Raw genomic sequence first — 13333 nt, forward strand, 5'->3', positions numbered from 1 at the left:
CACTCGAAACAGCGAAGAGCCGATATTATATTGGAAGAATCACCAAGTGATGGCGAGGTAGCAAGGTGGATTCTAACCCAACACCGTAAAAAAGAAAAAGTTGTGTTGGAAAGGTTGAAAGGCTACATCCAACCATTGAAATGGAGGAGACCACCTTTCATACACATAATTTTACATTGTTCTAAATGCGTTTATACTTTGTAGTTCTTTTACATCTGTTGGCGATATCGGAATGACGTCATCAGACGTCTTTAATTTAGATGGAATTCCTCCTTTACTTTTATACCCACCTATGGATATGTAGAAATGTTGGTCAAGCCATCTCCCACCACGTCCATATCTTTGAGAACCTCCATACGAACGTATTTGTTCGGCAGTCAAATGGGTTTCAAAATCAATCGGTCTTAGATTCCATTCCTCACGGGCTGCTATCGCTTTCTTATCTCTCGTTGTATATGCCATCTTATTCCTCTTTGCCGCCTACTTACTACTCTTTATTGAATAACTTGCCGATGCCGAAATACTACCTATTACAATATAATAGACCTAAAGAGGATATTTATTTAATATAAAGTTTTTGATTAGACCTTACATTTGGCAGGTCTTCTAATTAAAGATAGATATTTTCACATTTATATCCTACAAGGTTCAATACATTCCAGTGAAGGTCTTCAATATTCAAGATTTTCGACTCTATTTCTCCTTCATTCGGGGTGAAAAGCTCTGAAATTCCCTAAAACTTGAAAAATTCTAGGGGAACTGAAGGGATGACGGAGAGAAGCGGGGAAAAGAACAGAAAAAAATAGGCTGAGGCTGTCTCAAAACTCAATCCATTTCTACAATTGGATAATGGCCAATATTGAAATTAAATTCACATAAACAATTATTCTGAAATTTGTGTGCAAATTTGCCTCTAATAGAATATTTTATATCAATTGTAGAATCGAGTTTAGTTTTGAGAAAACCTGAGGAAGCTCCTTTTTGATTAAACCCGGAAGACGATTTCGAACCGGCATTACGTCCAAAAAGGCCCGCAGATTCAGGCAGTCTTTTATGTTTTTAGCACAAAGAATTGCAAACAGAAACGCAAAGAAGGCAAAAGAAAAAAGAAAAAATTATTCAAATAAAGGACGCTGCAAAATGTTCGAAAACGTCAACCTCGGTTTTTTATTTATTTTCCTCAGTTTCGGGCTCATGTACCTGGTCTCTTTAGCCCTATGGGTCTGGATGCTGGCTGACTGCTTCCGAAAAGAAACCGATGAAGGAAACACACGATTAATATGGATTATCGTTATTGTTTTCACCTACGTCATCGGAGCTTTTCTTTACTACCTCATCCGGCGGCCGAAAAGGATCCAGGAACTGGGGAAATAAAGCAAAAAACTCGTTCATCTTTTCTTCGCAGTATTGATCCCCAGAAGGTGGTACGGAGAACAGTGCCGCGTGATTGAAGTGAAAAGCCCTACAGCAGCAATTAGTGCAGTTATCCATTTCAACGGAGAACTTTTCACAAGGTTCATTGCAAGAGCAGTGATACCCAGCACCCCCAGGAGAGCCCTGAACATCAGGTCAAAACCCCCTACGTTTTCTTCCAGAAGCAGTTTCTTAAGATCCACCAGACAAAAACCCCTTATAAACCCTTAAACATACTTATAGACCCCTTCCCTATATATTGTTACTTTCAAGTTTTCATTACTTTCAAGCTTATCAAGAATGTAATTTAAGGGATATGAAGCCTGGAAAATGCAACTAAGCTCAGGCGAATACCCGCAACAATCCACCCTGTAAAAAATCACAAGCTATATAACAGGAAATGAGAAGGTTTCTAACTATGTCCGAGATAACGATTGACAGGTCTCTCTCATACATTGAAGGCAGCCAGCGCGTGTATGATGAAGCCACAACCCTGGAAAAAACAAAAGCCCAGTTAAAAAACATAGGCGTCACGAGAATCGCCGACATCACAAACCTGGACAGGCTCGGAATCCCGGTCTTTTCCTCAATCCGCCCCAGTGCGGCTCCGGGTGCGATTTCCATATATTCGGGAAAAGGTTCGACCGACGAACGAGCCAGGATCTCCGCCATCATGGAAAGTTTCGAGCGCTGCCTGGCAGAGAGGGCAGGCCTGAACGCGAATATCAAAAGTGATATTTCCTCCCCTGTTATGGTGGAATCATACAAAAACGCCACCGAAAGCTACAACATAGTTGAGCCCGAGTCCCTTCTCCTGGCCCAGCCTCCCCAGCCGGATGCAATGTTCGAATGGGTAGGGGCATGTGACCTGCTCAACGGGGAAGACGTGCTCCTGAACGTAAATGCGGTCTACCACCCCTACAACCCCCCTGGAATGTGCCAGCAAATCTTCAAAAGCAACACCAACGGGCTTGCCTCCGGAAACGTGCTTGAGGAAGCCATCCTCCACGGGCTTCTCGAAGTCATCGAAAGGGACGCAATCAGCACGGCCCAGTTCAACCGGAACCTCGGGAAAGAAATCGTGTTAACGGAAGAAGACGGGTACGTATACGAACTTGCCCGGAAATTCAAGGACAACGGAGTTGACCTCAAAGTCTGGCTCGTCCCCAGCGATACCGGCATCCCCACGGCAATTGCTGCCGCAGACGACGTGAAACTCAAAGATCCGGCCCTCCTTGTCATGGGCGCAGGCTCCCACCTGAAACCCGAAATCGCAGTTTCCAGGGCCATCACGGAAGCTGCCCAGTCCAGGGTCGTCCAGATCCAGGGCGCAAGAGAAGATACCTCAAGAGAAGGTTTTATCCGGGACATCGGGTACGAGAGGATGAAACGCCTGAATGGGTTCTGGTTCGAAGACGGAGAACATGTTTCCCTCTCAGAAGTTCCTGACCTCTCCACCTCAAGCCCGGCCGAAGGCATCGACACGGTGCTGGAAAAGCTCAGAGGGAAAGTAGAGAGAGTGCTTGTCGTGGACCTTTCCAGAGAAGAAGTCTCGATTCCGGTTGTCCGGGTAATCGTTCCGGGCTTTGAACTCTTTACAATCGACCCCGAACGCCAGGGCGAAAGGCTCAAAGCAGGGAAAAAGAGAGGTTCTTCCAGGAACAGAAGGGAAAGGCCCTGGAAAAGAAGATAATACGCGGAAAGTAAGCTGTAGATAAGTAAGCTGTAGATAAGTAAGCTGTAGATAAGTAAGCTGTCAAAAAAATAAAGCTGTGAAAAAAAACCAAGCCAAGGGACGGACATGAAAACAAAAGCAGTTATCTTTGCCGGCTCAAGCATCTCCCATGAGGAGGCAAGGAAAATCCTCAGGGGGAACTACCAGCCCCCGGTGAAGAGGTTCCAGCTTCAAAAGTTTATCCAGAAGGGATACGGAGTCATTGGGATTATTGACGGGATCTTCTTTGACCGGGCAGCGGTAGGGCACCGGGAGATAATAGCCGCAATGGACGCCGGGATTAAGGTTGTGGGCGGCTCGAGCATGGGAGCCCTCAGGGCTTCGGAACTGGATGCCCACGGGATGATAGGAGTCGGGAAAATCTACGGCTGGTACAGGGACGGCGTGATCGAATCCGACGACGAGGTGGCTGTAAGCACAAACCCGGATACCTTCGAATCCATTTCCGTACCCCTGGTCAATATGAGGGAAACCCTGAAAGCAGCTCTTGCCGCAGGGCTGGTTACAGGAGAAGAGCAGGATTCCCTCCTCGAACTTGCAATCAATACTTACTACCCGGACCGGAGTTATCTCGGACTTGTAAAAGAAGGGGTAAAAAAGGGCCTGATTCCAGAAGAAAAAAGAGATGTCCTGCTCGATTTTTGCAAAAACAAAGAAGTTGACATAAAAAGGAAAGATGCGATCCTGGTGCTCGAAACCGTAAAAAAATTGCTTGAAGAGGCCTGAAATTCAGGTCCCTTTAAGCCCTGTTTTCAAATCTTTTTACGTATTCAGCATTTCAGGATATACACTCAGCGCCTCAGGATGTACAGCCTGATGATGTACAGGCTTACGACCAGGACTAAAAAGTTATACACTGCCCTGAAAATGGGGACGTACTGGCGCTCGAACCACACATCAATTATTCGTTCGATAGAAAAGTAGAGCTTGAAAGTTGCCACAAGCAGGAGCAGCATGGCAATCAGAAACACTCCTTTTTTGAAGTTATCTCCCAGGTCCGAAGTTTTTTCCTCTTTTACCCCTTCCAACCCTGTTTTAATGTCTTCTGCCTCATTCATCTAAACCGCCTCCTGGACCTCAAAAACACTGCAAAGCACATCAGAACTGCGGAAAGGAACAGCCCGAATCCGGGAGTGGGTTCTTCTTCCATGGGGTATTCCTCTTCAGGAACCGGCACTCTCTCCTCACTGCTTTCGAAGTCGCTTGTCTCGATCTTCCTGACTGCCGTTTGGGTCTCGTCCTTAATCTTGATTTCCGGGCTGAGCTGGATGTAGTCTTCCCCGCGCTTGACAACAGTGTCGTTGTTCCAGATCAGGACCTCAACCGCATAGTTGTACTGATCGGGCATTGTCAGGTTTACACTTCTTATGACCGTCGTCTGGGGCCTGATTTTTCCGGTCCCGGCCCAGACCTTATCGGCCAGGAGCCCGGCATCCAGCTCCCGGACCTTGACAAGCATCCGGAAGTCCTGGCTTGTTTCCCTGCCCTCGTTTGCCAGGTAGATGTCGTTTTCAATCAGGACTTTTCCGTTTTCGACCTTCCTTACCAGAAAATCCATTTCGGAAATCTCAAGCCCTATGTCCTCCAGATCGGCGGGCAGGGCGTCCAGGTTGTAAACTTTGATTTCCCCACTTACCTTTCGGGTTTTTTCTTCAAACAGGACGGAAAGGATCTCGTATCCCCCGGTTTTCGGAAGGCTCAGGGCCTGGCTTACAGCTTTTGTTTCCCCGTTTTCAAATGCTCCGAGTTCCACTTCCTTCTGAACCACAAGAAGTCCGCTCTCCCTGCTGTAAGCCTTGAGAAGGAGAGAAGTGTTTTTCTCCGTATCCCCGTGATATTTTTCAACGTAAGTCGTGACGTTTAGGTCCACAAAAGCAGTCCCTACCCGGTCTGCAGAGATATCCATATCCCTGATATTGTAGTAACTTTCTTCTTCAAAACTCCGAAGGCAACCGCTTCCGGAGGTGAAAGCCAGGAGAATGGACATAATAATAAGGATCTTGAACGACCGGGTTCCGAGTGATTTGATTCCCTTTTTACCCAAAATCTACCCTCCTCTTTCAAAATAGATACAAGAAGTATATGCTACTTTTGGCAGAATAAGTTTGTTGCTCTGCACCGGGAATTATTGGATGAAAATCATTAATATGGATGCGCCAATATTCAAATAAGGGGATTAAATTAGAAAAGGGATTAAAAAAGGCATATAAAAGGCTTAGAAAAGGGAGTAAAATTCATTGAGGGATCAGATAATGGAGAGAAAAATTTTCAAAAAAATCCTGATTGCGACCGACGGTTCGGTGGGAGCAAAAAAAGCAGCTGATACCGGGATTGAGATCGCAAGGATGAGCGGGGCAAAAGTCCATACGGCATACGTTATCGACATCTCAAGTTATTCCTCAGTTCCGAAAGATCCCAGGTGGGAAGAAGCCATGTACACCCAGTTCAGGGAATTGGGAAAGGAAGCCACCTCATACGTGGAAGAAAAGGCAAAAGAGGCAGGGATTGAGGTGGAAGCCGTGCTACTTGAGGGGCATCCCGCAGAAGAAATCGTCAATTTTGCGGAAAGGAACGAGGTCGACCTGGTAGTTATGGGTTCGCTCGGAAAAAGCGGGATCGAACGCTTCCTGATAGGCAGCGTGTCCGAAAAAGTTGTCCGGATCTCAAAGGTCCCGGTACTTGTTGTACGGGGAAAGGGCTCCTGAGAAACCGGAAATTGGAAATTGGAAACCAGGATCAAGAGGAAAGTTCCGGAAATAAACCAGAGAATAACTTGCAAATGGGTGGATAACTTACGAAGCGAAAAACCTACAGGAAAATCCTGGTCGCAACCGACGGCTCGGAAAACGCAAAAAGCGCAGCCTGTTCGGGAATTGAAATTGCAGCACGGACCGGGGCGGAGGTCTACGCCTTATACGTTGCAGCTACTTCCTGCTGTACTCCTCTTATGCCCGAAAGCTATGACTGGGAAATCGGAAAGGAAGGGAGTGAGGCAACCACAGAGATAGAGGAGATGGGAAAAGAGTCAGGGGTTACGGTAAAGACCGTCCTGCTGCAGGGATACCCCGCCCAGGAGATCCTGAATTTTGCGGAAAAAAACGACATCGATATTATTGTTATGGGGACGCGGGGAAAAACTGGGATTGACCGCTTCCTTCTGGGAGGGGTTACGGAAAAGGTCGTAAGAAACGCAAAAGCCGAGGTGCTTGTTGTGCGTGCGCCCTGTCCCTGAAAAACTTTACCATTAAGATCAGTTTTTCCGAATCTGTATAGAAAGAATCCGTAAGAAGTGAGGGGAAAAGCAATGCTGAATGAAAAGATGCAAAAAGCACTGAACGAACAGATTAACAAAGAAATGTATTCTGCATACCTGTACCTGGCAATGTCAGCTTACTGTTCATACAAAGGGCTTGCTGGCTTTGCAAACTGGTTCAAAGTCCAGTACGGAGAAGAAATGGAACATGCGGACAAGATCTACAAATACCTCGTTGAACAGGGAGCCCGTGTGGAACTGGAGGCAATTGAGAAACCTCCCACGGAGTTCGGGACGCTCCTGGAAATGTTTGAAAAAACCCTTGCCCATGAACAGTTCGTCACCCACTTAATCCGGGAACTCCTCGAACTGGCAGTAGCAGAAAAGGACTATGCCACAAGCATCTTCCTGCAGTGGTTTGTGGAAGAACAGGTAGAAGAAGAAGCTAATGACAGCGCCATCATCGCAAAGCTGAAACTTGCAGGAGAGGACGGGGCAGCCCTGCTCGTTATTGACAGCGATCTCGGAAAGAGGGGGCATTAACCCCTTCTATTTTATACATAATTCTTTTATACGTACTTTTTTACACACATCCTTATACCGACTCATATTTACACGCACTTTTTTCACGAACCGGGTTTCCGGAATTATGTGCTTTTTTATGTGCCTTTTCCGGCTATTTAGCTCTGCAAGCTCAAACAACCTCAGAAACCAGAGATCTTTATCCTGCATCTGCCCGGAATCTGCATCTGCCCGGAATCTGCCCCACACTTATCCTCATCTATCCAGCACCCAGACAATTACAAGAAAATTGATAAAGATCCAATTTTACAAAAAACTTCTATAAATTGAAAGTTATAAGAAAGTAAGGGTGTAAAGCACCCTGCCTGACTCAAAATAATTGGAGTTATCGAAGTTCAGGCAAATATCACTGGCAGGAAAAAATACCTGGGTGGAAAGCTGCAGACTCAACTCATAAGAGAGTGAAGCGGAGGATTCAGCCTGCCAGAGGGGCAGTCATTTAACAGGACATTTGTTAGTGAGGGTAAAAAAATGCTTAACGAAAAGATGGAAGAAGCAATTAACGAACAGATTAACAAGGAAATGTACTCGTCCTACCTCTACCTTGCAATGTCGGCATACAGCTCGGCAAAAGGGCTCCCTGGCTTTGCACACTGGTTCAGGATCCAGGTCGAAGAAGAGACTATCCACGCAATGAAGTTCTTTGACTACCTGAACAGGCAGGGTGCAAACGTAAAGCTCAAGGAAATCCAGGAGCCTCCCATGGAATTCGGGACCCCTCTGGAAATGTTCAAGAAGACCCTGGAGCACGAACAGTTCATCACCCGCTCAATCCACGAACTTGTAGACCTCGCCATTGCCGAGAAAGACCACGCAACAAACGCCTTCCTCCAGTGGTACGTGAACGAGCAGATCGAAGAAGAAGAAAACGACAACGACATAATCGCCAAGTTGAAGCTCGTCGGAGACAACGTCAACTCCCTGTACATGCTCGACAACGAACTTGCCCAGAGGCTTCCGCCCCAGCCAGCAACTCAGGGGAATGCGTGAAGAGCCAGCACATTTCTGGCACTTAATTACTTTTTTCTTTTTTCAGGTCTGAATAAATCGGGGAAGAGCAAAAGGCAAAGGGCAAAAACGGAACCTTCCCCGGAAAATAAAACATGATTCAAAAAAATAAATTTGCCAAATTCAACTTGCCTTGTAATACTCTTCACCGGAAGAGCCTACCTCAACTATTTTTCCGGCCTTTAGAAGCTTTTCGATTATCAGGTGCAGACCTCCGGAATCAATATCGAGGGCTTTTTCAACCTGTTCAAAAGTGCAGGGCCTTCTCAGAAGCAGGGCATAGACTTCTTCTTCCGGGTTCTGGTGGCTTACCTTCGAACGCTTTTTCTTCAGGCCTTTCAGGACAAGCCTGACTTTTTCCTGCCCGAACTCTGACACAAACCTTTCCGCAATCTCCCTGAGCCTCTCTTCCGGGACAGGGACAACATAAGCTTCCGCAGGCGGGCGGCTGACTGAAAGGATTTCGATTTCATCGGGGGCAATGTATTTTATCGCTTCAATCAGGGCTTCGACTTCCTCCTCAGTGCTGTTCAGGGGGCTGCCGTCGGCACGTTCGAGCAGCATGATTTCGAGGGCAAGTTTTGGCCCGGACTCCATTTTTGCAAGTTTCCTGAGCCCTTCGATGACCTCCTCAAGTTTTATCTCCGGGGCGGGCCTGTGAATTTTCTTCCAGGTATCTTCGTTTCCGGAGACAAAGGTTGCCACCACAAGGTCGGCTTCAGCAAGGTTTTCCCGGACATCGGACCTTCCTGTAAGGGAAGAATTCGTAATAACGCAGACCGGAATTTCGCTTACTTTCCTGATTTCCCGGATCATTTCCCCAAGCGTTAGGTTAAGGGTCGGTTCACAGGTGCCGGAAAAAGTGATGTAGTCCAGATCCTCGACATTTTTATGGAAGTTTTGCAGGCTTTCGACAACTTCCCCGGGGGTTACCCCTCCCTGCACAGCTTCCGGCCCTCTAAGCTTCTTTTCCACATGCCCGAGCTGGCAGTAGATGCAGTCGTAGTTGCAGTTCTTTTTCGAACCGGTGTTTTTAATCACATCGACTCCGAGAGACCTGCCGAGCCTTCTGGAAAGAAGTGGACCGTATACGATTCGTGACTTCATTTTTTAACTCTTCCTTTCACAAAAAAGATCAGGACCTGAAAAAATGGGGAATTTAGCGGAAAATCCAGCAGGAAATATCTCCATTTTCCAGCCCGAAATTCATTTTTTAAAACTAACTTATGAATGAATTCAGAACTCATTTATGGATTCATTACTGAACTTGTTACTGAACTCATTCCTTTTCATCAATTCCTTGAGCCCGAAGTCCCTTCAAACTTTCCGTGAGAGTCTCAAGTTCCTGTTTCAGAGAGCTTATCCGGTTCTCAAGTAAATTGACATCTGATTCGGTCCTGGACTGAGCAGGTGCTGGATAGTAATATCCGGGGTAGTCACCCCGGGCAGCAAATCCTCCGCCTCTTCCGAAACCGGGGATTCGTCTGCACCGGAAACCCTGACCTGCACCGCGACCTGCATTTCGGCCCATACCAGGCCCTCCTCCACGGCCAGCGCCCCGCCCTGCACCTGCAGGAACTCCTGTCGTATAACCCGGGGCATCACTGCCCGAGCAGTAACCCATAGCCCTTCCTGTCTTCGATCCCTGGCCCATAGGGCCCGTTCTGTCTCCACCTGGCATTGTTTCTTAACTCCTTAATTTATGGTTTTAAGTTTATTGTAAAATTTTAATAATCAAGTTTGAAAATCAATTTTCTCCTGCGCAATTACTTCCTGACCATAGGACTTCCGCACTTCTCACATTTCATCTGGCTGCAGGGCACTCCCGGAGTATGGGGAGCTTCGTGCCCGCAAGCAGGGCATACACAGTTTCCTTCAGGGCCGCCAAAACGACCTCCTCGACCTCTACCCTGTCCACGTCCCTGTCCACCAACCGGGCCCTGGCCTGCAGGACCTGTTCCGTCTTTACCTGGCATCCTGTAATCTCCTCCTTCAATCCTGATCGCTTTGCCATTGACAAAAGCATCGGTAATTTTTTCAAGTGTTTTTTTAAGGGTCCTTTGGAAAGTGGACTGATGAATCTGCATGAGAGCCGCGGCATCACTCTGGCTCAGTTTTTCCAGGTAGCTGAGCCTCATGGTTTCCAGTTCGTCAATGGTTAACCTGACGTCTTCAGGGGGCTCGGGACTGTCCCCCTCCGGTTTGAAATGCCTCAAACCATGTTCGAAATCCACCATCCGTCTTTTCCTTGGACGCACCATTATGCATAATAATGCAAAACCCCCATATATAGCTTTGTATTAACTCTGCAACAGCCAGGTTTTGGCGCAAAAGGGTATTGGTTAAGTCAGATTTTGGCCCGGTCAGATCTCGATTAAATAAGTTCCTGGTTAAGCCAGGTCCTGGCTCAGTCAGGTTTTAATATATGAAGCCTGAAAAGCACAGTTAAATGTTAGGCGACCTGGAACTCGATATTGTAAAAAAAAGCTTCAAATGGCTTTCCCAACAGCAGATAAGTTCCTTGAAGGAACTTTCCCGAGCCCTTTCAGCCCGTGCTGTCTGGAAGCGTCCGAACCCCTACATCACCCGCCTCATCCATGAAAAGGAAGAAGCTTCCTGGAACGATTCGGTCAGGGAAACCGCCCGAGCCTGCTCGGCTCTTGCGACCGAAGGGATTGTTATCACAGCCTCTGAAAAATGGCTCCTGAGCAAAAAAAGCGGGAGCTCCTGGAACGAAGAAGTTTATGATACTGCCTATGTCCTGGCAGCCCTTGCGGACATGGAGGTAAAAGACCGCGAAGGATGCCGCTGGCTGTACGAAAACTACGGCCTTTCCTGGGAACAGGTGGGCACCACCTCCCTGATCATCACAGCCCTTCAAAAGCAAGACACCCTGGCAAAAAGCACAGAGTTCCGGGCTTTTATCCAGGAACGTGCGGAGTGGGTCCTTTCAAAGAGAGAAACGGACGGCGGTTGGAAGCATATATCCACCAGCAACCTGGCAGTCCAGGCCCTGGTCCTTGCAGGTTTCAAAAACGAAATTGAAGATTCTATCCGGTGGCTACTTGAAAATGTCCGCGAAAGCGGGGCATGGGGAAACAAAGAAGACGATGTAAACGCTACTTCCCTGACACTTATAACCCTCGGGCTTTATAATCAGGCCTGAACAAAAAAAAGAGAAGAAGAAAGAAAATGAAGGGAAAAACGAGAAAGAAAAAATATATAAGAAAGAAAGGGAAAAATGAAAAAAAACTAAACAGAAAAGAACTAAACAGAAGAAATTCCTGCTTTCTTTCTCGGCTTACCCTCTGCTTCGCTCCTGCATTTTAATGGACTTTTGTCTTTACAGCTTTTTTACTTTTTTACTTCCATTTTGTTTATCATAATTCGAAAAATATATATAAACATTAGACTTTTTTGTAGATTATACCAATAAACATATATACAAAATGATAATATTTAATTTATAACAATTAAGCTATCACTATACAAAAACAAATATTTTAACCAGTCTATTTTATTACAAGGAGGAAACCTGATCATGTAGATCGAATGGACTCTAAATCCGTTCAGCCGGGTTAGATTCCCGGGGTTTCCGCCACGTTTTTGAATCCCGGAATGGCACTTACATGGCATTCCGCTGAAATTTTTTCCAGAATACAGGAATAATTTCTGAGTCTTTCCGGGTATTTTCCAGCATATTTTGCTGCTTTTGGCATACTTTGCTGAGTCCGTGCTTATGTTTTGTAAGCCGGGGTTCTTGAACGCTACTTTTAGGAAATCCACCTGATCTTAAACTCATCACGGGGTAACACTATGGAGAAAAAACCACTCGATTCTCTCGTATCTGCTGCCGGGGTCTGGATGTCCAGAACCGGACTGCTTCACAAAGTCAAGCACTATGAAGTCTCCCGAAGGAAAATCTATATAGAAATGGAGTGCGGAGACCAGCTTATCGTGAATAACTCCCGCAGCAGCCGCACAGCCCGGGCGCTCAGGCACCACAAGTACAGGAAAACCTGCAAGCACTGCAAAGTCTCGGATGAAGATATCAACCGTTTCCTCACAAAAACCACCGAGAACAAAAGCAGTGTGAAGGTCAGGGTAGTCTCTGCTCCGAGAGCCAGGAAAGCAAAACCGAAATCCGTTGCAAGGGCTCCCAAAATTCTTGAAAACTCAAATGGCCCTCAGACAACAGCCCCAGCTGCACCTGAACCGGCATCACCTGCGTCTGCGGTGTCTGCTGCGTCTGTTCCGAAGCCTTCCGAATCTGCAATGGCATCCGCGGCACCTGCTGCGTCTGCTCCGAATCCTTCTGAATCTGCAATGGCATCCGCGGCACCTGCTGCACCCACTTCAGGCAAGGTCGTATCCGCAACGTCTTCGGCTGCATCTTCATTGAACCGGTCCGCGTCAGCGCCTTCTTCCGTTGCAGCCACAAAGACAACTTCACCAGCCCCCGCTCCGTCCCCGGCCCTGACCCTGAGCCAGAGAGGGAGACTCGAAGCCCTGTTGAGCCCGGCAGATGAAATTTCCCTGGATGGGAGCACGCCATTCAGGAAGCTGGAATCAGAGCTGGTTTCCAGAAGGAGAAAAGACCTTCAACGCATGTATGCCGAAGAGCGGGAACACTACCTGGGAAAACTCGAACGCGATATCACGAAATTTTTTGTGGACAGGGGTTTCATTGAAATCAAGTCTCCGATCCTGATCCCTGCGGAATACATAGAACGTATGGGAATTGACAACGACACCGAGCTTTCCAAACAGGTCTTCAGGGTAGACCAGAAACTCTGCCTGAGGCCCATGCTTGCCCCGAACCTCTACAACTACCTGCGCAAATTCGACAGGGCCCTGCCGGACCCGATCAAGATTTTCGAAATTGGACCCTGCTACCGGAAAGAGTCCGACGGAAAAGAACACCTGGAAGAGTTCACCATGCTGAACTTCTGCCAGATGGGCGCGGGCTGCACCCGGGAGAACCTCGAGGCGCTGATCACAGAATTCCTGGACTTCATGGAGATAGACTTCGAGATCATAGGGGATTCCTGCATGGTCTACGGGGATACTCTCGACGTCATGCACGGGGACCTGGAACTTTCCTCGGCAGTTGTCGGCCCTGTCCCGATGGACCGGGACTGGGGTATTAGCAAGCCCTGGATAGGAGCAGGGTTCGGGCTCGAACGCCTCCTGAAGGTCAGGCACGATTTCAAAAACATCAAAAGAGCATCCAGGTCAGAATCGTACTACAACGGGATTTCCACAAACCTGTAATGGCAAAATTCTGTAATGGCAAAAACCTGTAATGGCAAAACTCCGGGTTAAAATTTTATTTGAAAATG

16 protein-coding genes are annotated in these 13333 nt (G+C 47.2%); 9 read left to right on the forward strand and 7 right to left on the reverse strand.

Translation table 11 applies throughout. The annotated features are described in order from the left end of the window. Nucleotides 1-171 precede the first annotated feature (171 nt). Nucleotides 172-462, reverse strand: a complete 291-nt coding sequence (locus tag MSMTP_RS16975) for a hypothetical protein (protein WP_048181945.1) — start codon at nt 460-462, stop codon at nt 172-174. A 678-nt stretch (nt 463-1140) separates the two neighbouring features. Here MSMTP_RS16975 and MSMTP_RS16980 point away from each other — a divergent pair. Continuing rightward, entirely contained in the window at nt 1141-1374 is a 234-nt protein-coding gene (locus MSMTP_RS16980; protein ID WP_048183941.1) for a PLDc N-terminal domain-containing protein, read from the forward strand. A gap of 14 nt (nt 1375-1388) precedes the next feature. On the opposite strand, the gene MSMTP_RS16985 is transcribed toward MSMTP_RS16980, so the two are convergent. Further along, the gene (locus MSMTP_RS16985; RefSeq protein ID WP_048181947.1) at nt 1389-1616 is read right to left on the reverse strand and encodes a DUF2892 domain-containing protein; all 228 of its coding nucleotides are present in this window, start codon (nt 1614-1616) and stop codon (nt 1389-1391) included. Between the two features lie 215 nt (nt 1617-1831). On the opposite strand from MSMTP_RS16985, the gene MSMTP_RS16990 reads away from it, so the two are divergent. Together MSMTP_RS16990 and MSMTP_RS16995 are read left to right on the forward strand one after the other, a co-directional pair. Further along, nucleotides 1832-3106 carry a YcaO-related McrA-glycine thioamidation protein gene (locus MSMTP_RS16990; protein WP_048181950.1) on the forward strand — a complete coding sequence of 425 codons (1275 nt, stop codon included), beginning with the start codon at nt 1832-1834 and terminating at the stop codon, nt 3104-3106. Nucleotides 3107-3214: 108 nt separating this feature from the next. Continuing rightward, the gene (locus tag MSMTP_RS16995; RefSeq protein WP_048181952.1) at nt 3215-3874 is read left to right on the forward strand and encodes a TfuA-related McrA-glycine thioamidation protein; all 660 of its coding nucleotides are present in this window, start codon (nt 3215-3217) and stop codon (nt 3872-3874) included. A gap of 65 nt (nt 3875-3939) precedes the next feature. On the opposite strand, the gene MSMTP_RS17000 is transcribed toward MSMTP_RS16995, so the two are convergent. After that, nucleotides 3940-4206: a hypothetical protein gene (locus tag MSMTP_RS17000; RefSeq protein WP_048181955.1), complete on the reverse strand. Its 267-nt coding sequence runs from the start codon at nt 4204-4206 to the stop codon at nt 3940-3942. Continuing rightward, on the reverse strand, nt 4203-5192 hold the full coding sequence (locus MSMTP_RS17005; RefSeq protein ID WP_231582839.1) for a hypothetical protein: 990 nt from the start codon (nt 5190-5192) through the stop codon (nt 4203-4205). Before MSMTP_RS17005 ends, MSMTP_RS17000 begins: the two co-directional genes overlap by 4 nt. Before the next feature lie 208 nt (nt 5193-5400). Between MSMTP_RS17005 and MSMTP_RS17010 the strand changes: the two genes are divergently transcribed. The 4 genes from MSMTP_RS17010 to MSMTP_RS17030 all read left to right on the forward strand — a co-directional run bounded on the left by MSMTP_RS17010 (nt 5401) and on the right by MSMTP_RS17030 (nt 7973). Then, on the forward strand, nt 5401-5853 hold the full coding sequence (locus tag MSMTP_RS17010) for a universal stress protein (RefSeq protein ID WP_048181959.1): 453 nt from the start codon (nt 5401-5403) through the stop codon (nt 5851-5853). A 116-nt stretch (nt 5854-5969) separates the two neighbouring features. Continuing rightward, nucleotides 5970-6380: a universal stress protein gene (locus MSMTP_RS17015; protein ID WP_394297402.1), complete on the forward strand. Its 411-nt coding sequence runs from the start codon at nt 5970-5972 to the stop codon at nt 6378-6380. Nucleotides 6381-6452: 72 nt separating this feature from the next. Then, a complete protein-coding gene (locus MSMTP_RS17020; RefSeq protein ID WP_048181964.1) occupies nt 6453-6944 on the forward strand; it encodes a ferritin in 492 nt (163 codons plus the stop codon). A gap of 510 nt (nt 6945-7454) precedes the next feature. Further along, nucleotides 7455-7973, forward strand: a complete 519-nt coding sequence (locus MSMTP_RS17030; RefSeq protein WP_048181969.1) for a ferritin — start codon at nt 7455-7457, stop codon at nt 7971-7973. A 141-nt stretch (nt 7974-8114) separates the two neighbouring features. On the opposite strand, the gene MSMTP_RS17035 is transcribed toward MSMTP_RS17030, so the two are convergent. The 3 genes from MSMTP_RS17035 to MSMTP_RS17045 all read right to left on the reverse strand — a co-directional run bounded on the left by MSMTP_RS17035 (nt 8115) and on the right by MSMTP_RS17045 (nt 10228). Next, nucleotides 8115-9098: a radical SAM protein gene (locus tag MSMTP_RS17035; RefSeq protein WP_048181973.1), complete on the reverse strand. Its 984-nt coding sequence runs from the start codon at nt 9096-9098 to the stop codon at nt 8115-8117. Between the two features lie 172 nt (nt 9099-9270). After that, entirely contained in the window at nt 9271-9672 is a 402-nt protein-coding gene (locus MSMTP_RS18730) for a DUF5320 domain-containing protein (RefSeq protein ID WP_082090674.1), read from the reverse strand. Between the two features lie 85 nt (nt 9673-9757). Further along, nucleotides 9758-10228: a DUF134 domain-containing protein gene (locus MSMTP_RS17045; RefSeq protein ID WP_048181977.1), complete on the reverse strand. Its 471-nt coding sequence runs from the start codon at nt 10226-10228 to the stop codon at nt 9758-9760. A gap of 212 nt (nt 10229-10440) precedes the next feature. Between MSMTP_RS17045 and MSMTP_RS17050 the strand changes: the two genes are divergently transcribed. After that, nucleotides 10441-11157: a hypothetical protein gene (locus MSMTP_RS17050; protein ID WP_048181979.1), complete on the forward strand. Its 717-nt coding sequence runs from the start codon at nt 10441-10443 to the stop codon at nt 11155-11157. 650 nt (nt 11158-11807) lie between these two features. Continuing rightward, entirely contained in the window at nt 11808-13265 is a 1458-nt protein-coding gene (gene pylS / locus MSMTP_RS17055; protein ID WP_048181983.1) for a pyrrolysine--tRNA(Pyl) ligase, read from the forward strand. Nucleotides 13266-13333: the final 68 nt, after the last annotated feature.

This window comes from Methanosarcina sp. MTP4 (genome assembly GCF_000970045.1).
Taxonomy (GTDB): domain Archaea; phylum Halobacteriota; class Methanosarcinia; order Methanosarcinales; family Methanosarcinaceae; genus MTP4.

Coding starts and splice junctions, on each gene's coding strand:
- MSMTP_RS17010 (WP_048181959.1), top strand. CDS start 5,401: ATGGAGAGAAAAATTTTCAAAAAAATCCTGATTGCGACCGACGGTTCG.
- pylS (WP_048181983.1), top strand. CDS start 11,808: ATGGAGAAAAAACCACTCGATTCTCTCGTATCTGCTGCCGGGGTCTGG.
- MSMTP_RS16975 (WP_048181945.1), bottom strand. CDS start 462: ATGGCATATACAACGAGAGATAAGAAAGCGATAGCAGCCCGTGAGGAA.
- MSMTP_RS17035 (WP_048181973.1), bottom strand. CDS start 9,098: ATGAAGTCACGAATCGTATACGGTCCACTTCTTTCCAGAAGGCTCGGC.
- MSMTP_RS18730 (WP_082090674.1), bottom strand. CDS start 9,672: ATGCCAGGTGGAGACAGAACGGGCCCTATGGGCCAGGGATCGAAGACA.
- MSMTP_RS17030 (WP_048181969.1), top strand. CDS start 7,455: ATGCTTAACGAAAAGATGGAAGAAGCAATTAACGAACAGATTAACAAG.
- MSMTP_RS17045 (WP_048181977.1), bottom strand. CDS start 10,228: ATGGTGGATTTCGAACATGGTTTGAGGCATTTCAAACCGGAGGGGGAC.
- MSMTP_RS17050 (WP_048181979.1), top strand. CDS start 10,441: ATGTTAGGCGACCTGGAACTCGATATTGTAAAAAAAAGCTTCAAATGG.
- MSMTP_RS17020 (WP_048181964.1), top strand. CDS start 6,453: ATGCTGAATGAAAAGATGCAAAAAGCACTGAACGAACAGATTAACAAA.
- MSMTP_RS17000 (WP_048181955.1), bottom strand. CDS start 4,206: ATGAATGAGGCAGAAGACATTAAAACAGGGTTGGAAGGGGTAAAAGAG.
- MSMTP_RS16990 (WP_048181950.1), top strand. CDS start 1,832: ATGTCCGAGATAACGATTGACAGGTCTCTCTCATACATTGAAGGCAGC.
- MSMTP_RS16995 (WP_048181952.1), top strand. CDS start 3,215: ATGAAAACAAAAGCAGTTATCTTTGCCGGCTCAAGCATCTCCCATGAG.
- MSMTP_RS16980 (WP_048183941.1), top strand. CDS start 1,141: ATGTTCGAAAACGTCAACCTCGGTTTTTTATTTATTTTCCTCAGTTTC.